The sequence below is a fragment of the Streptomyces sp. NPDC126510 genome (genome assembly GCF_040302345.1).
In the GTDB taxonomy this organism is placed as follows: Bacteria; Actinomycetota; Actinomycetes; order Streptomycetales; family Streptomycetaceae; genus Streptomyces.
Map to the genome: position 1 here is coordinate 1 of NZ_JBEORR010000035.1, position 19,040 is coordinate 19,040.

Below are 19,040 nucleotides of genomic sequence, written 5' to 3' on the forward strand. Positions count from 1 at the left end.
TCGGGGATGCGGCCGAGTTTCTTGACGTCGACGTGGACCAGCTCGCCGGGGCAGGCGCGTTCGTAGCGGCGGATGACCTGGCCGGTGGGCCGGTCCAGGAAGGCCAGACGGTTCAGGCCGTGGCGGACCAGGACGCGGTGGACGGTCGAGGCGGGCAGGCCCAGGATCGGACCGATGCGGGCCGGGCCGAGCTTGCGGTCCTGCCGAAGACGGCACACGCGGGCCTCGATCGCCCCTGCCGTGCGGTGCGGTGTCGTGCGCGGACGGCTGGACCGATCGTGCAGTCCTTGCTCGCCTTCAGCCCGCCAGCGGCGCATCCACTTGTGCGCGGTGACGCGGGAGATGCCCATCTCGGCGGCTACATGGGCGACAGGGCGACCGTTGCGGACACGTTCGACCAGCAACCGCCTGCCGTGAACGGTCAGCCGGGCATTACGGTGGAACACGAAGGCCTCCGTGCGGTGAAGATTCGACACCTCCACCACACACGGGGGCCTTCGCCATGATCAAGCCCGGCCAGTGTCAACAACGCTCGTGATCAATACAGCTAGGGCCTGTCTGACAATTCCCGTCGTCGCCCGGATGGCGTCGTGAGGCAGACGGGAATTGTCGGACAGGCCCTAGGGACGCCCGCTCCGGGCACCGGGGGGCCGTGGCGCGGCCGGGGACCGTGACTCAGCGCGCCCGCTCGCCGGCGCCAGCCTCGGCAGCGCGTACGGCTGCCTGCCGTACCAGAGCCGCGCCACCGTGAACCCGAAGGCCAGGCACAGCAGGCCGCCGACCGCGTCCAGCCAGAAGTGATTGGCCGTCGCGACGATGACCACCAGCGTGAGCGCCGGGTACAGCAGGCCCAGCACCCGCACCCAGGGGACCGACGCCAGGGCGAAGATCGTCAGCCCGCACCACACGGACCAGCCGATGTGCATCGACGGCATCGCGGCGTACTGGTTGGACATGTGCTTCAGATCGCCCGACGCCATCGAACCCCAGGTCTGGTGGACCATGACCGTGTCGATGAAGTCGCCACCGTTCATCAGCCGGGGCGGCGCCAGCGGATACAGGTAGTAGCCGACCAGGGCGACGGCCGTGGTCGCGAACAGCACCAGACGGGTCGCCGCGTACCGTCCGGGATGGCGACGGTACAGCCACACCAGCACACCCAGCGTGACGATGAAGTGCAGCGTCGCGTAGTAGTAGTTCATCCCGACGATGAGCCAATGCACCGAGTTCACCGCGTGGTTGACGGACTCCTCGACGGCGACGCCCAGATGGTGCTCGACCCGCCAGATCCAGTCGGCGTTGTGCAGCGCCTCGGCCCTCTGCTCGGGCACGGCGTTGCGGACGAGCGAGTACGTCCAGTAACTCACCGCGATCAGCAGGATCTCGAACCAGAACCGGGGCCGGCGCGGGGTGCGCAGCCGGCGCAGTGGGCCGCGCCCCGGATCGGCCGCAACGGGGTCCGGGAGGGCCGCTTCCAGGCCCTCCGGCTTCGTTACGGTCGTTTCACCCATAGGCGCAAAGTCTGCCAGAAAAGGACTTACGCACCGATCATCCCGCGGCCCCGCACGAGCCGCATGTTCTACGGCGAAATCAGGCCGAAGGCCTCAGGAGCGGTCTCAGGAGCGGCCGCGTTCCCCCGGAGCCGAAGCGGTCGAACCGCGCACCACCAGTTCCGGCATGAACACGAACTCGCTGTGCGGCGCGGGCGTCCCGCCGATCTCCTCCAGCAGTGTGCGCACGGCCGCCTGCCCCATGGCCGGGACCGGCTTGCGGATCGTGGTGAGGGGCGGGTCGGTGAAGGCGATCAGCGGGGAGTCGTCGAAGCCGACCACGGAGACGTCCTTCGGCACGTCCAGACCGAGCTGCCGGGCCGCCCGGATCGCACCCAGCGCCATCATGTCGCTGGCGCACACCACGGCCGTGCAGTTCCGGTCGATCAGCGCCGTGGCCGCCGCCTGACCACCCTCGAGGGTGTACAGCGAGTGCTGCACCAGCTCCGACTCGACGGTCTCGGCACGCAGACCCAACCGGTCCTGCATCGTGCGCACGAACCCCTCGATCTTGCGCTGCACCGGCACGAACCGCTTGGGCCCGAGGGCCAGGCCGATCCGGGTGTGCCCCAGCGACACCAGGTGCGTGACGGCGAGGCTCATCGCCGCGCGGTCGTCGGGGGAGATGAAGGGCGCCTGCACCTTGGGCGAGAAACCGTCGACCAGTACGTAGGGCACGCCCTGGGCGCGCAACCGGTCGTAGCGCTGCATGTCGGCGGTGGTGTCGGCGTGCAGTCCGGAGACGTAGATGATGCCGGCGACGCCGCGGTCGACGAGCATCTCGGTCAGCTCGTCCTCGGTCGAGCCGCCCGGGGTCTGGGTGGCCAGCACCGGCGTGTAGCCCTGCCGCGTCAGCGCCTGGCCGATGACCTGCGCCAGGGCCGGGAAGATCGGGTTCTCCAGCTCCGGGGTGATCAGTCCGACCAGCCCCTCGCTGCGCTGGCGCAGCCGTACCGGGCGTTCGTAGCCCAGGACGTCGAGAGCGGCCAGCACGGACTGGCGGGTGGTGGCGGCGACGCCCGGCTTCCCGTTGAGGACGCGGCTGACGGTCGCTTCGCTCACCCCCGCCTGCAACGCGATGTCGGCAAGCCGTGTGGTCACAGCACCGGACTGTAGCGGCCGGGGTTCCCCTTGCACACCGACGGGACGCCTGGTGCGCGCCGTCGCACGGCCCGCTGCGGGTGGCTTGGTCATCGCGGTCCCTCGAGATTCCTGGTCGGCGTCCGATCCGTCCGATCCGCAACGGATAATCCCCCCGGCGGACACGGATGGCAAGTGCTTGCAGAGTCTTGCACAATCACTCGACCGCCCGCCGAGCAGGCCGAAGTCAAGGCCTCGGGGCGATCTAGGCGAGGTCACGGCGGGATAACCATCCGCACCCCTTGCAAGTTTTTGCTGCAAGGTCTTTCGCAACTCGTTGCAGCGCGGTTAATCTCACCGACGCCCGGCCTCCCCCACCGCCTGAACGGCGTGGGGGCGCCCCCATCGGCGCAGTCGGCAGCACGAAACGGGCTTCACCCTCAAGGAGAACTCATGCGGCGTGGCATAGCGGCCACCGCGCTGGTGGCGTCCCTCGCCCTGGCGGCGACGGCCTGCAACGGCAGCGACAGCGGCGACGAGGCCGGCGGCCCGGTCACCATCACCTGGTGGGACACCTCCAACGCCACCAACGAGGCGCCGACGTACCAGGCCCTGGTGAAGGAGTTCGAGGCCGCCAACAAGGACATCAAGGTCAAGTACGTCAACGTCCCCTTCGACCAGGCGCAGAACAAGTTCGACACCGCCGCCGGTTCCAAGGGTGCCCCGGACGTGCTGCGCTCCGAGGTCGGCTGGACCCCCGCCTTCGCCAAGAAGGGCTTCTTCGCGCCGCTGGACGGCACCGAGGCCCTCAAGGACCAGGCCAAGTTCCAGCCCAGCCTGATCGAGCAGGCCAAGTACGAGGGCAAGACCTACGGCGTCCCCTTCACCACGGACACCCTCGCCCTCGTCTACAACAAGGAACTGTTCAAGAAGGCCGGCGTCGAGGCCCCCAAGACCTGGGACGACCTGAAGAAGGCCGCCGCCACGATCAAGAGCAAGACCGGCGTCGACGGCTACTGGGGCTCCACCCAGGCCTACTACGCCCAGTCCTTCCTCTACGGCGAGGGCACCGACACCGTCGACGCCGACGCCAAGAAGATCACCGTCAGCTCGCCCGAGGCCAAGAAGGCCTACGGCACCTGGCAGGGCCTGTTCAAGGGCAAGGGTCTGCACAAGGCCGACACCACCGCCGACGCCTACGCCCACATCCAGGAGGCGTTCGTCAGCGGCAAGGTCGCCTCGATCGTCCAGGGCCCCTGGGAGATCACGAACTTCTACAAGGGCTCGGCCTTCAAGGACAAGGGCAACCTCGGCATCGCCGCCGTCCCGGCCGGCTCCACCGGCAAGGCGGGCGCCCCGACCGGCGGCCACAACCTCTCCGTGTACGCGGGCTCGGACAAGGCCCACCAGGAGGCCTCGCTGAAGTTCGTCAACTTCATGACCTCGACCAAGGCGCAGGAGACCATCGCGCTGAAGAACTCCACGCTCCCCACGCGCGAGGACGCCTACACCGACAAGGTCAAGGCCGACCCCGGGATCGCCGGCTACCAGGGCGTGCTGTCCAGCGCCCAGCCCCGCCCGGCGCTGCCGGAGTACAGCTCCCTGTGGGGCCCGCTCGACGACGAGCTCATCAAGATCGCCGGCGGCAAGGAGTCCCTGGACAAGGGCCTCGGCAACGCCGAGACCGCCATCGCCAAGCTGGTGCCGGACTTCTCCAAGTGACCGCCGGGTGGCCGCAGGATCCCCTGTCATGAGGAACGGGATCCGGCGGCCACCGGCCCGCGCAACCCCTTGACCTCCTTGAACCTCCAGAAGGTGTCGAACCATGACAGTCGCCATCGACCGAGCGACCGGCAAGCGGCGCGGTGAGCGGGAACCGCGACCCGGGCCGGCCCAGCGGCTGAAGAACGGCTTCCACAAGCACTGGTACGCCTACGCGATGATCGCCCCGGTGGCCGTCGTGCTCGGCGTCCTCGTGGTGTACCCGCTGGTGTACGGCCTGTACCTCACCCTCACCGACGCCACCAGCCTCAACACCGCGCGCACGATCGGCGTCAACCACATCGACGCGACGTACCAGTTCATCGGCCTGGACAACTACGCCGACATCCTCTGGGGCCCGACGGCGTACGACCGCTTCTGGTCGCACTTCCTGTGGACGGTCTTCTGGACGGCGGCCTGTGTCGCCCTGCACTACGGCATCGGTCTCGGCCTCGCCCTGCTGCTCAACCAGAAGCTGCGCGGCCGCACCCTCTACCGGATGATCCTGGTGCTGCCCTGGGCGGTGCCGACCTTCGTCACCGTCTTCGGCTGGCGGTTCATGCTCGCGGACGGCGGCGTCATCAACACCGCCCTGGAAGGCATGGGCCTGCCGACTCCGCTGTGGCTGGAGGACACCTTCTGGCAGCGGTTCGCCGCGATCATGGTCAACACCTGGTGCGGCGTGCCGTTCATGATGGTCTCGCTCCTCGGCGGCCTGCAGTCGATCGACGCGAGCCTGTACGAGGCCTCCGAGATGGACGGCGCCAACGCCTGGCAGCGGTTCCGCTACGTCACCCTGCCCGGTCTGAGGTCCGTCAGCACGACGGTCGTACTCCTCGGCGTCATCTGGACCTTCAACCAGTTCGCCATCATCTTCCTGTTGTTCGGCAACACCGCACCCGACGCCCAGATCCTCGTCACGTGGGCCTACCAACTGGGCTTCGGGCAGCAGCCGCGCGACTACGCCCAGTCAGCCGCCTACGGAATCCTGCTGCTGTCCATCCTGATCGTCTTCACCTCGTTCTACCGCCGCTGGCTGAACCGCAACGAGCAGCAGCTCGCGATCTGAGGCAGGAGTCCCCATGAGTACGACCACCGTCGAGAGCTCCGCCCCGGCCGGCGAGCGGCGCCCCGCGAACGCACCCGGCAAGGTCCGCGGCCGCGGCGAGCGCGGCCTCGGAGCCTCCCTCGCCTCGCACGCCGTGCTGATCGTCGCCAGCCTGGCCGCGCTCTTCCCGGTCGCCTGGCTGCTCTTCCTGTCCCTCGGCCCGGACAAGGACGACTACCTCCACCCCGGACGCATCTGGGGCAAGATGTCACTGCACAACTACGCGTTCGTCCTCCAGGACACCGGTTTCTTCGACTGGCTGAAGAGCACGCTGGTCGTGGTGCTGGGCACGACGCTGATCGGCGTCGTCGTCGCCGCGTCCACCGGCTACGCGGTCTCCCGCATGCGGTTCCCCGGCTACCGGAAGCTGATGTGGGTGCTGCTGGTCACCCAGATGTTCCCCATCGCGGTACTGATCGTGCCGATGTACCAGATCCTCTCGGATCTGCAGCTCATCGACAGCTACCTTGGTCTCATCCTTGTCAACTGCACCACGATCGTGCCGTACTGCGCCTGGCTGATGAAGGGCTATTTCGACACCATCCCGTTCGAGATCGACGAGGCGGGGCGCGTCGACGGGCTGACCCCCTTCGGCACGTTCGCGCGGCTCATCCTGCCGCTCGCCAAGCCGGGCCTCGCGGTCGCGGCGTTCTACAGCTTCCTCACGGCCTTCGGTGAGGTGGCGTTCGCCTCGACGTTCATGCTGAGCGACGGCAACTACACCTTCGCCGTCGGTCTGCAGACGTTCGTGAGCGAGCACGACGCGCAGCGCAACCTGATGGCTGCGACGGCCGTGCTCATCGCGATACCGGCCGCCCTGTTCTTCTACCTGGTGCAGAAGAACCTGGTGACCGGACTGACGGCCGGTGGCACGAAGGGTTGACCGTCGCGAGTGATCGGCCGCGGGTTCGTCGTGGCTGGTCGCGCAGTTCCCCGCGCCCCTGACGGGGCGCGGAGTGGGCGGCTGCGGTGCCCATCCGACCCCGCTGTGCCGCGGCCGCCCTCATCTCCCCACCCACGCCTTCCATGACCGACCTCCTGTTACGCATCAAGGACGACATGAGCCAGCACTCAGCCGCACCTGCCCCCACCCCCGCGTCCGCCGTCGCCGTGGCCAAGCGCCGCGACTGGTGGCGGGACGCGGTGATCTACCAGGTGTACCCGCGCAGCTTCGCCGACAGCAACGGTGACGGCATGGGCGACCTGGAGGGTGTCCGCACCCGTCTGCCGTACCTGCGCGACCTCGGCGTGGACGCCGTGTGGCTCAGCCCCTTCTACGCCTCGCCGCAGGCCGACGCCGGCTACGACGTGGCCGACTACCGTGCCGTCGACCCCATGTTCGGCAATCTGCTGGACGCCGACGCGCTGATCCGCGACGCCCACCGGCTGGGCCTGAGGATCATCGTCGACCTCGTCCCGAACCACTCCTCCGACCAGTACGAGTGGTTCAAGCGGGCCGTCGCCGAGGGCCCGGGCTCCTCGCTGCGCGACCGCTACCACTTCCGCCCCGGCAAGGGCGAGAACGGCGAACTGCCGCCCAACGACTGGGAGTCGATCTTCGGCGGCCCGGCGTGGACCCGCGTCACCGAACCCGACGGCACACCCGGCGAGTGGTACCTGCACCTCTTCGCCCCGGAGCAGCCCGACTTCAACTGGGAGCACCCGGCCGTCGGCGACGAGTTCCGCTCCATCCTGCGCTTCTGGCTGGACATGGGCGTCGACGGTTTCCGGGTCGACGTGGCCCACGGCCTGGTGAAGGCGGAAGGGCTGCCCGACCTTGGATCCCACGACCAGGTGAAGCTGCTGGGCAACGATGTCATGCCGTTCTTCGACCAGGACGGCGTGCACGAGATCTACCGGCAGTGGCGGCTGATCCTCGACGAGTATGCGGGGGAGCGCATCTTCGTCGCCGAGGCATGGACGCCGACCATCGAGCGCACCGCGAACTACGTCCGCCCCGACGAGCTGCACCAGGCCTTCAACTTCCAGTACCTCAGCACCCACTGGGACGCCGGGGAGATGCGTGAGGTCATCGACCGCACGCTGGAGGCCATGCGCCCGGTCGGCGCCCCCGCCACCTGGGTGCTGTCCAACCACGACGTGACCCGGCACGCCACCCGCTTCGCCAACCCGCCCGGCCTCGGCACCCAGATCCGCCTGGCCGGCGACCGGGCGCTGGGGCTGCGCAGGGCCAGGGCCGCGAGCCTGCTCATGCTGGCGCTGCCCGGCTCGGCGTACATCTACCAGGGCGAGGAGCTCGGCCTGCCCGACGTCGTCGACCTGCCGGACGAGGTGCGCCAGGACCCGGCGTACTTCCGGGGCGCGGGCCAGGACGGCTTCCGCGACGGCTGCCGGGTGCCGATCCCGTGGACCCGTACGGGATCGTCGTACGGGTTCGGCGACGGCGGCAGCTGGCTGCCGCAGCCGGAGGGCTGGGGCGAGCTGAGCGTCGAGGCGCAGACGGGCGAGCCCGGTTCGACCCTGGAGCTGTACCGGGCCGCGCTCGCCGTGCGCCGCGAGCAGCCCGACCTCGGCGCCGGCACGTCCGTGGAGTGGCTGCGGGCGCCCGAGGGCGTGCTGGCCTTCCGGCGCGGGGAGTTCGTGTGCGTCGCCAACACCACCGGCGAGTCGGTGGCGATGCCGGCGTACGGCCGGGTGCTGGTCGCGAGCGGCGAGATCGTGCAGGTCGACGACGAGGCGAAGGTGCCGGCCGACAGCACGGTGTGGTGGACCACCGCGACGACCGAGGCCCGCGCCTGATTTTCCTTTGAATTCCGTACGGCCCGCTGCCCTTTCGGGCGGCGGGCCTCTACTATCTGCGTCACCGCAAGGTTTCTGAACCTTGCAGCAAGAACCTTCAACGAAGAAGGAAACCCCACATGGCACGCAGATACCTGGCCACCGCCGTCGCGCTCGCCGCGGCTTCGGTTGTCATGAACCCGACTGGTGCGCAGGCCTCCCCACCTGGCACCAAGGACGTCACGGCCGTCCTCTTCGAGTGGAACTTCGCCTCGGTCGCCCGCGAGTGCACCACCACCCTCGGACCGGCCGGATACGGCTCCGTCCAGGTCTCCCCGCCCGCCGAGCACATACAGGGTCCGCAGTGGTGGACCTCGTACCAGCCGGTCAGCTACAAGATCGCCGGCCGGCTCGGCGACCGGACGGCTTTCCGGAACATGGTGAACACCTGCCACGCGGCCGGTGTGAAGGTCGTCGTGGACACCGTCGTCAACCACATGTCGGCGGGCAGCGGCACCGGCACCGGCGGCTCGTCGTACAGCAAGTACACCTACCCCGGCCTGTACTCGTCGTTCGACTTCGACGACTGCACCAGCCGGATCGGCGACTACCAGGACCGCTGGAACGTCCAGCACTGCGAACTGGTGGGCCTGGCCGACCTGGACACCAGCGAGTCGTACGTCCGTGGCGCCATCGCCGGGTACCTGAACGACCTGCTCTCCCTCGGCGTCGACGGCTTCCGTATCGACGCGGCCAAGCACATCGACGCGGCCGACCTGGGCAACATCAAATCCCGGCTGAGCAACCCGTCGGTGTACTGGAAGCAGGAGGTCATCCACGGCGCCGGCGAGGCCGTACAGCCCACCGAATACACGAGTAACGGCGACGTCCAGGAGTTCCGCTACGCCTACGACCTCAAGCGGGTCTTCAACAACGAGAACCTCGCCTATCTGAAGAACTACGGCGAAGGCTGGGGCTACCTGAACAGCGGCCTCTCCGGTGTCTTCGTCGACAACCACGACACCGAGCGCAACGGCTCGACCCTCAGCTACAAGGACAACGCCACCTACACCCTGGCCAACGTCTTCATGCTGGCCTGGCCCTACGGCGCCCCCGACATCAACTCCGGGTACGAGTTCTCCGACACGGACGCGGGCCCGCCCAACGGGGGTGCGGTGAACGCCTGCTGGCAGGACGGCTGGAAGTGCCAGCACAACTGGCCCCAGATCAGGTCCATGGTCGGCTTCCGCAACGCCACCCGGGGCCAGGCCGTCACCGACTGGTGGGACAACGGGGGTGATGCCATCGCCTTCGGCCGGGGCAGCAAGGGGTTCGTGGCCATCAACCACGAGTCCGGCTCACTGACCCGGACGTACCAGACCTCGCTGCCCGCCGGGACGTACTGCGACGTGCAGAACAACACGCCGGTGACGGTGAACTCGAGCGGGCAGCTCACTGCCACCCTGGGCGCGAACACCGCCCTCGCCGTCCACGCGGGCAAGTCGAGCTGCTGAGTGACCGACTGAAAGTTTTTACCGGTGGTTTCAGGCCTCTTGCTGTAAGTGTTGCGGCGGCGATACGGTCGCGCGGGGTCGGACCCGAAGAGCCGTAATCGCAAGGAGCCCATCTGTGATACCGAGATGGCCGACGCCGTCGAGGCGCCGAACCACCCATGCCGGACGGGTCGCTGCGGTCACCGTGACCGCGCTGGCCGCAGCGCTCGTCCAGCCCCTCGCGGCGCGGGCCGACACGCCGCCTCCGCCCCCCTCCGACGCCAAGCTGGCCGCCCAGCCCGCCCGGCACGACGCCACCCGCGAACAGTTCTACTTCGTCCTGCCGGACCGTTTCGCCAACGGCGACCCGCGCAACGACAAGGGCGGCCTGACCGGTTCGCGCCTGTCGACCGGCTACGACCCCACCGACAAGGGCTTCTACCAGGGCGGCGACCTCAAGGGCCTGACCAAGAAGCTCGACTACATCAAGGGCCTGGGCACCACCGCCCTGTGGATGGCCCCCATCTTCAAGAACCAGCCCGTGCAGGGCGCGGGGGCGAACGCCTCGGCCGGCTACCACGGGTACTGGATCACCGACTTCACCCAGGTCGACCCCCACTTCGGCACCAACAAGGACCTCGAGACCCTCATCGACAAGGCCCACGACAAGGGCATGAAGGTCTTCTTCGACGTCATCACCAACCACACCGCCGACGTCGTCGACTACGAGGAGAAGTCGTACGACTACCTCTCCAAGGGAGCCTTCCCGTACCTGACGAAGGACGGCGTGCCCTTCGACGACGCCGACTACGCCGACGGACGGCGCGGCTTCCCCGCGGTCGACCGCGACTCCTTCCCGCGCACACCGGTCGTCACCAAGAAGAACAAGGTGCCGTCGTGGCTCAACGACCCGACGATGTACCACAACCGCGGCGACTCCACCTTCGCCGGTGAGAGTTCCACGCACGGCGACTTCTCCGGGCTCGACGACCTGTGGACCGAGCGGCCCGAGGTCGTCCACGGCATGGAGAAGATCTACCAGCGCTGGGTGCGGGACTTCGACGTCGACGGCTTCCGGATCGACACCGTGAAGCACGTCGACATGGAGTTCTGGACGCAGTGGGCCACCGCCCTCGACGCCTACGCGGCCAAGCGGGGCCGGGACGACTTCTTCATGTTCGGCGAGGTGTACTCGGCCGACACGGACGTCACCGCCCCCTACGTCACCCAGGGCCGGCTCGACGCCACGCTCGACTTCCCCTTCCAGGAGGCGGCCCGGAGTTACGTCTCACAGGGCGGGAGCGCCCGCAAGCTCGCGGGTGTCTTCGGCGACGACTACAAGTACACGACCGGCAAGGCCAACGCGTACGAGCAGGTCACCTTCCTCGGCAACCACGACATGGGCCGGATCGGGTCCTTCCTGAAGCAGGACGCCCCGAAGGCCACCGACGCCGAGCTGCTGGGCAAGGACCGGCTCGCCAACGAGCTGATGTTCCTCAGCCGCGGCAACCCCGTCGTCTACTACGGCGACGAGCAGGGCTTCACCGGCCCCGGCGGTGACAAGGACGCCCGGCAGAGCATGTTCGCCTCCCGCACCGCCGACTACCTCGACGACGACCGCATCGGCACCGACCGCACGCACGCCGAGGACGCCTACGACGCCAAGGCGCCCCTCTACCGGCAGATCAGCGCCCTCGCCAAGCTCCGCAAGGCCAACCCGGCCCTCACCGACGGTGTCCAGCAGGAGCGGTACGCGGCCGACGGCCCGGGCGTCTACGCCTTCTCCCGCACGGACGCGAAGACCGGCACCGAGTACGTCGTCGCCTTCAACAACGCGGGCGAGGCGAAGACGGCGACCTTCCCGACCGGCTCGGCCGGCATGACCTTCAAGGGCATCCACGGCACCAGCTCCTCCCCGAAGACCGACGGCGACAAGAAGCTCACCGTCACCGTCCCGGCCGGCTCGGCGATCGTCCTCAAGGCGTCCGGCAGGCTCGCCAAGCCCGCCACCGCCCCCACGATCACCCTGAAGGCCCCGGCCGCCGGCGCCACCGGCACCGCGGAGGTCTCCGCGGACGCGGACGGCGGGCAGCTCAACCGGGTCGTCTTCGCCGCGCAGACCGGCAACGGCAAGTGGCAGGTCCTCGGCTCCGCCGATCACGCCCCCTACAAGGTCACCCACACCGTCGGCAAGGACGTGGCACCGGGCACGGCCCTGCGCTACAAGGCCGTCGTGGTCGACTCGGCCGGCCGCACCGCGAGCGCCCTGGCCGCTTCGACCACTGGCGCCCCGCCCGCGCCGGAGCCGCCCACCGCGTCCTCCCGCGACTACGCGATCGTCCACTACAAGCGCACGGACGGGGACTACGCCGACTGGGGCCTGTACGCCTGGGGCGACCTCGCCGAGGGCGAAGCCACCGAGTGGCCGAAGAGCCACCCCTTCACCGGCCGCGACGCATACGGCGCCTTCGCCTGGGTCAAACTCAAGCCCGGCGCCTCGAACGTCGGCTTCCTCGTCATCGACGAGGACGGCACCAAGGACGTCTCCGCCGACCGCACGATCGACGTCACCAGAACCGGCGAGATCTGGATCGAGCAGGGCAAGGAGACCGTCACCACCGAGCGGCCCGAGTACCCGGCGCCCGACAAGGGCAAGGCCGTCCTGCACTACCACCGGGCGGACGGCGACTACGACGGCTGGGGTCTGCACGTCTGGACCGGCGCCGCGAACCCCACCGACTGGTCGAACCCCCTCAAGCCGGTCAAGACTGATACCTATGGCGCAGTCTTCGAGGTACCGCTCACCGACGGAGCCACCAGCCTCGGCTACATCCTCCACAAGGGCGACGAGAAGGATCTGCCCACCGACCAGTCGCTCGACCTCAAGGCGAACGGCCACGAGGTGTGGCTGGTGAACGGCCAGGAGAAGTACCTGCTCCCGCAGCCCGCGGGCAGTGCCGCCGCCCTCGACCTGACGACGTCCAAGGCGGTCTGGATCGACCGGAACACCCTCGCCTGGAACGGCTCCGACGCCGCGGCCTCCACCCAGCTCCTCTCCTCCCGCGACGGCTCGATCACGGTGAAGGACGGCGCCCTGGCCGGTGACGCGAAGTGGCTGCGGCTGTCGAAGAGCGAGCTGACCGACGCCCAGAAGGCGAAGTTCCCGCACCTCAGGTCCTACGACGCCTGGACCGTCGACCCCCGCGACCGCGACCGGGTCCGCGAGGCCCTGCGCGGGCAGCTCGTAGCCACCCAGCACGCGGCGAACGGTGCCGTGCTCGCGGCCACCGGCGTCCAGATCGCCGGAGTCCTCGACGACCTGTATCCCGGCGCCACCGAGGCGGACCTCGGACCGACGTTCGCCAAGGGCCGCCCCACCTTGTCCGTGTGGGCACCGACCGCCCAGTCCGTCGCGCTGGAGCTCGACGGCAGGACCGTCGCGATGCGCCGCGACGGCGCCACCGGCGTCTGGTCCGTCACCGGCCCGGCGTCCTGGAAGGGCAAGCCCTACCGCTACGTGGTGAAGGTCTGGGCGCCCGGCGTCCGCAGGGTCGTCACCAACAAGGTCACCGACCCCTACGCCCTCGCCCTGACCGCCGACTCCGAGCGCGGCCTCATCGCCGACCTGGACGACAAGGCTCTCAAACCCACCGGCTGGTCGGCGTACACCAAGCCGAAGGCCGTGCCGCTGCGGGACGCGCAGATACAGGAGCTGCACATCCGGGACTTCTCCGTGGAGGACCGGACGGCGAAGCACCCCGGCACCTACCTCGCCTTCACCGACAAGGCGAGCGACGGCGGCAAGCACCTGCGTGAGCTCGCGAAGGCGGGCACCTCCTACGTCCACCTCCTGCCCGCGTTCGACATCGCCACCATCCCGGAGAGGAAGGCCGACCAGGCGAGGACCGACTGCGACCTGGCGTCCTTCCCGGCCGACTCGGACAAGCAGCAGGAGTGCGTCGGGAAGATCGCCGCGAAGGACGCCTACAACTGGGGCTACGACCCGTACCACTACACCGTCCCCGAGGGCTCCTACGCCACCGACCCGGACGGCACCGCCCGCACGGTCGAGTTCCGCAGGATGGTGAAGGCCCTCAACGACGACGGTCTGCGGGTCGTCATGGACGTCGTCTACAACCACACCGCGGCGAGCGGCCAGGCGGACACCTCCGTCCTGGACCGGATCGTGCCCGGCTACTACCAGCGGCTCCTCGCCGACGGCTCCGTCGCGAACAGCACCTGCTGCGCGAACACGGCCACCGAGAACGCCATGATGGGCAAGCTGGTCGTCGACTCGATCGTCACCTGGGCCAGGGAGTACAAGGTCGACGGCTTCCGCTTCGACCTCATGGGCCACCACCCGAAGGCCAACATCCTCGCCGTCCGCAAGGCCCTCGACGAGCTGACCCTCGCGAAGGACGGCGTCGACGGCAAGAAGATCATCCTCTACGGCGAGGGCTGGAACTTCGGCGAGGTCGCCGACGACGCCCGGTTCCTCCAGGCCACGCAGCAGAACATGGCCGGCACCGGCATCGCCACCTTCTCCGACCGGGCCCGCGACGCCGTGCGCGGCGGCGGCCCCTTCGACGAGGACCCCGGCGTCCAGGGCTTCGCCTCCGGCCTGTACACCGACCCCAACTCCTCGCAGAACAACGGCACGCCCGCCGAGCAGAGGGCCCGGCTCCTGCACTACCAGGACCTCATCAAGGTCGGCCTCTCCGGCAACCTCGCCGGCTACCGGTTCACCGACACCGGCGGCAAGGAGGTCAGGGGCTCCGACGTCGACTACAACGGCGCCCCCGCCGGATACGCCGACGCACCGGGCGACGCCCTCGCCTACGCCGACGCGCACGACAACGAGTCCCTGTTCGACGCCCTGGCCTTCAAGCTGCCCGCCACGACGAGCGCGTCCGACCGGGCCCGGATGCAGGTCCTCGCCATGGCCACGGCCACCCTCTCCCAGGGCCCGGCCCTCTCCCAGGCGGGCACCGACCTGCTGCGATCCAAGTCGCTGGACCGCAACTCCTACGACAGCGGCGACTGGTTCAACGCCGTCCACTGGAGGTGCGAGGACGGCAACGGCTTCGGCCGCGGACTGCCCATGGCGGCCGACAACACCGACAAGTGGCCGTACGCCAAGCCGCTGCTGAGCACCGTCAAGGTGGGCTGCGAGCAGATCGAGGGCACCTCGGCCGCCTACCGTGACCTGCTGCGGATCCGGAGCACGGAGAAGGACTTCTCCCTCGGCACGGCCGCGAAGGTGCAGTCCCGGCTCTCCTTCCCGCTGTCCGGCACGGACGAGACGCCCGGCGTGATCACCATGCGGCTCGGTGACCTCGTCGTCGTCTTCAACGCCACCCCCGAACGTCAGGAGCAGCGCGTGCCCGCACTCGCCGGCTCCGGCTACCGGCTGCACCCGGTGCAGGCGGCGGGCGCGGACGCCACCGTGAAGTCCTCCGCCTACGCGCGGGCGTCCGGCACCTTCGCCGTGCCGGCGCGCACGGTCGCGGTCTTCAGCCGGACCGCGGGGTAACACCCGGTGCGGGCGGGACGGACCGCGACCGGCGGCCCGTCCCGCCCGCGACTAGGGTGGGCACACCGAACTGGAACAGGAGTGCTGATGCCGCAGATCACCGTCGACTATTCCGCCGACCTCGCGGACGGCTTCGACCGGCCCGGGTTCGCGAAGGCGCTGCACGAGGCGACGGTCGAGATCGCGGCCGCCAAGCCGCCCGCGTGCAAGACCCGGTTCCGCCCGACCGAGGACATCGTGGTCGGCCCCGAGACGGAGGGGCACGTCCACGTCCACATCGCGCTGCTCGCCGGCCGCACCGACGAGACCAAGGCCCGGCTCACCGAGGCCGCGCTGGAGCTGCTGCGGACCCACGTGAAGCCCGCCGCCGGACTCGCGCTGCACGCCTCCGCCGAGGTACGCGACCTCGACCCGTCGTACGCGAAGTACGAGAGCTGAGACCGCTCACCCCGCCAGGGCGATGAGCCGGCCGACCAGGTGCGCGAACGGGCCGTCGGCCGGCTCGTCCTTGAGGGCGCCGCGCAGCAACTCCGCCATCTCCTCGTCGTAGGCGGCGCTGACGGCGGCCAGGGCGGCGAAGTCGTTGACGAGCTGCGGCTCCAGCTCCTCGCGTGGGATGCGCCGGCCGTCCAGCCAGATCAGCGCCGTCGACTCGGCGAGCGAGATCCAGGAGCGGACGACCAGTTCGAGGCGCGCGGGCGGATCGGTCACGCCCAGGTGCGAAAGGATCTGGACATACGCGGCCTGCCGTACGGAGTCGACGAGCGCGTTGGTCGTCGAGGAGCCGACGGCCGGGCCGCCGCGCATCAGGGCGGAGAAACCGGGCCCGTGCTCGTCCACGAAGTCGAAGTAGCGGTGCATCACGCGCAGCAGCCGCGCCCCCAGCGGACCCTCGTGCGGCTCCACGAAACGGGCCGCCAGATCATCCGAGGCGCGCTGCAACGCGGCCTCGTACAGGCTGAGTTTGCCCGGGAAGTAGTGGTAGACCAACGGGCGTGAAATGCCCGCGGCCGACGCTATCTCGTCGATGGAGACCTCGTCGGGCGAGCGGCGGCTGAACAGTTCGAGGGCGACGCCGATCAACTGCTGCCGCCGCTCCTCGACTCCCATTCTGCGGCGAACCCCGGTAGTCATGCGAACACCTTACCGATCGATTCCGGCCTCGAACGGGCCGGATCGATCACCGGTATCACCGACCCCACCGCAGGGGCCCGCGCCACGCCCCCCGTCAGCGCAGCCCGCGGAGCGAACGCCCGTCCTTCAGGGTCCCCTTGAGCTGGGCCTGGGCCCCCCGCTCGGCCGGCACGGTCAGCAGACTGCTCCGTGCCTCCCCGTTCACTCCGCCCGTCGCCCGGATCGACGCCGTCTTCCGGCTGCCGGCGGCCAGCAGGTACCAGTCGCCTGCCTTCGACTTCCACAGCACCCCGGCCAGCACATGCGGATCACGCGCCCCGCAGGCCGGGACGTTCTCGGCCTGCGCCGCCGCCGCCCCGTATGCCCCGCCCGGAGTGTGGAACTGCGCCAGCACCCGCGCCCCGCCACCCCGCCAGGTCTCGGCCCGGGTGCACACCCACGCCGCCGAGCCGCTCGCGTCGGGCAGCGGCTGTTCGTTGAACGCCCAGGCGTTGACGCTCCGCACCCCCGCCGAGCGCATCGTGCCCAGCGAGCAGGCGAACGGCTGCCAGCCGTGCAGCGCCGCGGCCCCGGACACCTCGCCCGGGGAGCCCGGCCGTCCGGCGGTGAGCCGGGCCGGGACCAGTTCGCCGAGGTCGGTCAGCAGCCGGGTCCTGCCACCGTCGGTCACCTGCAGCACGTTCCACGAGGTGCAGGGGCCGGAGCGCAGGGCCGGGCTGGCCAGCGGCGCGGCGACACCGCCGGTGAGCGTGAGGTTCATCGCGCCGGAGCCCGGCTTCATCAGGTCCCGCTCGCCGGCCTTCCGCACCCAGGGGGCCGTCAGGTAGCGGACGTTGCCGTCGGACCGGCCCAGGACCACCGCGCCCGCCTCGGCCCGGCCGGCCCCGTCCACCCGGGCGAAGTCGAGGGCGGCGCCCTGCGTGCCGTCCTTCGGCTCGGCGTACCGGACGATGCGCAGACCGTCGTAGAGGATCACCACGCGCGCCGCGTCGACCGTCCCCGCGTACAGCAGCTGGGGCGGTCCGGCGGGGCCCCCGGAGAGGGTGCCGGGGGTCGCCGACACCTGGACCGTCTCGCCGGGGCGGGCCCACACGGCCAGGGCGCGGCGCAGCAGGGCCTGGTCGCCGGTGCGGTCGCCGCGGGCGGGCCATACGGAGAAGTCGGTGCGCGCCGAACCGCGCCACGCCGTGGGCGGGACCCGGGTCAGCTTCGCCGGGTCCAGGGCGGCCTGCGCGGCCGGGTTCTGCGCGTACGGGGGCGCCGCGGCGCCCTCGGGGCCCCAGCCCTCACCGGGCAGGCCGAGCAGGGCCCCGCACACCAGCAGGGCGGCACCGGCGACCAGCGCGGCCTTCAGGTGCTGGCGGCGGCGCATCAGGTCGGTGGGGCGGGCCTGGAGCGAGCAGGGGTCGAACTCGGGGGAGTCGAGCAGCCCGTACTGGGCGGGGATGCCGTCGGCCTCCAGCACCGCGCCCTCCGGGTCGGCGACGCCCGCCGCCGCGAGGATCTCGCACGCCCCGTCGTCCGTGAGCCGCTCGAGACCACGCAGGGCGTAGGCGGCCCGGGCCGGGCCGGACAGGGTGGACAGCCGCTGGTCCAAGGCGAGTTCGTCGGCGCCGCCGGAGCGCGGGAACAGCTTCAGGCCCCACACGTGCGGCAGCAGCGGCGGCAGCTGGGCCCTCTTGGGCCACGCCTTCGCCCTCAGCGGCAGCCCCGCCTCCAGCGCCGTGCGCAGCACCTGGAGGCGGACCAGGGCGTAGCCGGGGTCGCCGTCCCGCCCGCCCCCCGGGCTCTCGGCTCCGCTCGAGCCGGGGGAACCCCCATTCTGCGCCGGGATCACCGGGGAGGGGGTGCGGTTGCGGGGCAGGGCCCGCTGGGTGAGGGCGTGTGCGGTCAGGACGCGGCGGCTGCGGCCCAGCCCGGGCGGCAGCACCAGATAGGCCAGCCGGACGAGCCGCGGGTAGTGCTCGACGAGCGCGGCCTCGGCCTGCTCGACGTCGACGACCGGGCCGGCCGGTGAGGGGAGTGCGGGGCGCTGGGCGACATCCTGTGACTGCACGTTCAGCAGAACGAGCGAATCGCCGGTTGGTCACCTGGCCGCGGGCGTCACGCCCCCGGGTGCTCCCCGGGTTCCACGAGCAGCCGGGCGTAGTTCGCCATGGACCGCTGGTAGCGCGGCAGGTGCGGGGCCAGGGCGCCCAGGGCCAGCGCGAGTGCCTCCCGGTCACGGCCGAGGCTCGACAGGCACAGCGCGAGGCAGGCGCGTACCGGGTCGTCCAGCTCGTCGGACGGGGCGAGAAGCTCGGGCGTCAGCAGCGCGACGCCCTCTTCGGCGCGGCCGGTGTTCCGCAGCGAGCTGGCCAGCTGGATCTTCGTCCGGCGGGTCTTGTAGGGGCTGACGTCGGCGAGGCCGTTCGCCAGCGCCTCCCGGTACAGGGGGACCGCCTTGTCGGAGTGGCCGGTGGAGTCCCAGGCGCAGGCCTGCTCGAACGGGCCCAGCGGACTGCCCTCGGGCAGCTCGGCGACGAGCGCGTCGACGTCGGCGCGGAAGCGGGCCTCGTCCTCCTCCGTCTCGGCGTAGTCGTCGAAACGGTCCCACAGGGCGGCCACACGATCTTCCCAGTCCTGATCCACCGGACCACCCT

13 protein-coding genes are annotated in these 19,040 nt (G+C 70.2%); 7 read left to right on the top strand and 6 right to left on the bottom strand.

Features of this window, described 5'->3' with window-relative positions:
* The 3 genes from ABTX60_RS35185 to ABTX60_RS35195 form a co-directional block, all read right to left on the bottom strand.
* A partial coding sequence (locus ABTX60_RS35185) for a helix-turn-helix domain-containing protein (RefSeq protein ID WP_352101083.1) occupies positions 1 to 446 on the bottom strand: 446 nt, incomplete at its 3' end.
* Positions 447 to 620: 174 nt separating this feature from the next.
* Positions 621 to 1,511, bottom strand: a complete 891-nt coding sequence (locus ABTX60_RS35190) for a phosphatase PAP2 family protein (RefSeq protein WP_352101084.1) — start codon at positions 1,509 to 1,511, stop codon at positions 621 to 623.
* Positions 1,512 to 1,616: 105 nt separating this feature from the next.
* Entirely contained in the window at positions 1,617 to 2,651 is a 1,035-nt protein-coding gene (locus ABTX60_RS35195; RefSeq protein ID WP_352101085.1) for a LacI family DNA-binding transcriptional regulator, read from the bottom strand.
* 432 nt (positions 2,652 to 3,083) lie between these two features.
* On the opposite strand from ABTX60_RS35195, the gene ABTX60_RS35200 reads away from it, so the two are divergent.
* The 7 genes from ABTX60_RS35200 to ABTX60_RS35230 all read left to right on the top strand — a co-directional run bounded on the left by ABTX60_RS35200 (position 3,084) and on the right by ABTX60_RS35230 (position 15,702).
* Complete coding sequence (locus ABTX60_RS35200; RefSeq protein ID WP_352101086.1) at positions 3,084 to 4,352, top strand: extracellular solute-binding protein; 1,269 nt, start codon at positions 3,084 to 3,086, stop codon at positions 4,350 to 4,352.
* Positions 4,353 to 4,455: 103 nt separating this feature from the next.
* Positions 4,456 to 5,460: a carbohydrate ABC transporter permease gene (locus ABTX60_RS35205; protein WP_352101087.1), complete on the top strand. Its 1,005-nt coding sequence runs from the start codon at positions 4,456 to 4,458 to the stop codon at positions 5,458 to 5,460.
* Between the two features lie 13 nt (positions 5,461 to 5,473).
* Positions 5,474 to 6,382, top strand: a complete 909-nt coding sequence (locus ABTX60_RS35210; protein WP_352101088.1) for a sugar ABC transporter permease — start codon at positions 5,474 to 5,476, stop codon at positions 6,380 to 6,382.
* Between the two features lie 176 nt (positions 6,383 to 6,558).
* Positions 6,559 to 8,259 carry a glycoside hydrolase family 13 protein gene (locus ABTX60_RS35215; protein ID WP_352101089.1) on the top strand — a complete coding sequence of 567 codons (1,701 nt, stop codon included), beginning with the start codon at positions 6,559 to 6,561 and terminating at the stop codon, positions 8,257 to 8,259.
* Positions 8,260 to 8,378: 119 nt separating this feature from the next.
* Positions 8,379 to 9,752, top strand: coding sequence for an alpha-amylase (locus ABTX60_RS35220; protein WP_352101090.1), 1,374 nt, complete (start codon positions 8,379 to 8,381; stop codon positions 9,750 to 9,752).
* Between the two features lie 115 nt (positions 9,753 to 9,867).
* The gene (gene pulA, locus ABTX60_RS35225) at positions 9,868 to 15,264 is read left to right on the top strand and encodes a pullulanase-type alpha-1,6-glucosidase (protein WP_352101091.1); all 5,397 of its coding nucleotides are present in this window, start codon (positions 9,868 to 9,870) and stop codon (positions 15,262 to 15,264) included.
* 87 nt (positions 15,265 to 15,351) lie between these two features.
* The gene (locus tag ABTX60_RS35230) at positions 15,352 to 15,702 is read left to right on the top strand and encodes a 5-carboxymethyl-2-hydroxymuconate Delta-isomerase (RefSeq protein WP_352101092.1); all 351 of its coding nucleotides are present in this window, start codon (positions 15,352 to 15,354) and stop codon (positions 15,700 to 15,702) included.
* 6 nt (positions 15,703 to 15,708) lie between these two features.
* On the opposite strand, the gene ABTX60_RS35235 is transcribed toward ABTX60_RS35230, so the two are convergent.
* The 3 genes from ABTX60_RS35235 to ABTX60_RS35245 all read right to left on the bottom strand — a co-directional run bounded on the left by ABTX60_RS35235 (position 15,709) and on the right by ABTX60_RS35245 (position 19,029).
* On the bottom strand, positions 15,709 to 16,398 hold the full coding sequence (locus ABTX60_RS35235; protein ID WP_078956083.1) for a TetR/AcrR family transcriptional regulator: 690 nt from the start codon (positions 16,396 to 16,398) through the stop codon (positions 15,709 to 15,711).
* Positions 16,399 to 16,492: 94 nt separating this feature from the next.
* Positions 16,493 to 18,454: a hypothetical protein gene (locus ABTX60_RS35240; RefSeq protein WP_352101093.1), complete on the bottom strand. Its 1,962-nt coding sequence runs from the start codon at positions 18,452 to 18,454 to the stop codon at positions 16,493 to 16,495.
* A 47-nt stretch (positions 18,455 to 18,501) separates the two neighbouring features.
* Positions 18,502 to 19,029: a tetratricopeptide repeat protein gene (locus ABTX60_RS35245; RefSeq protein WP_352101094.1), complete on the bottom strand. Its 528-nt coding sequence runs from the start codon at positions 19,027 to 19,029 to the stop codon at positions 18,502 to 18,504.
* Positions 19,030 to 19,040: the final 11 nt, after the last annotated feature.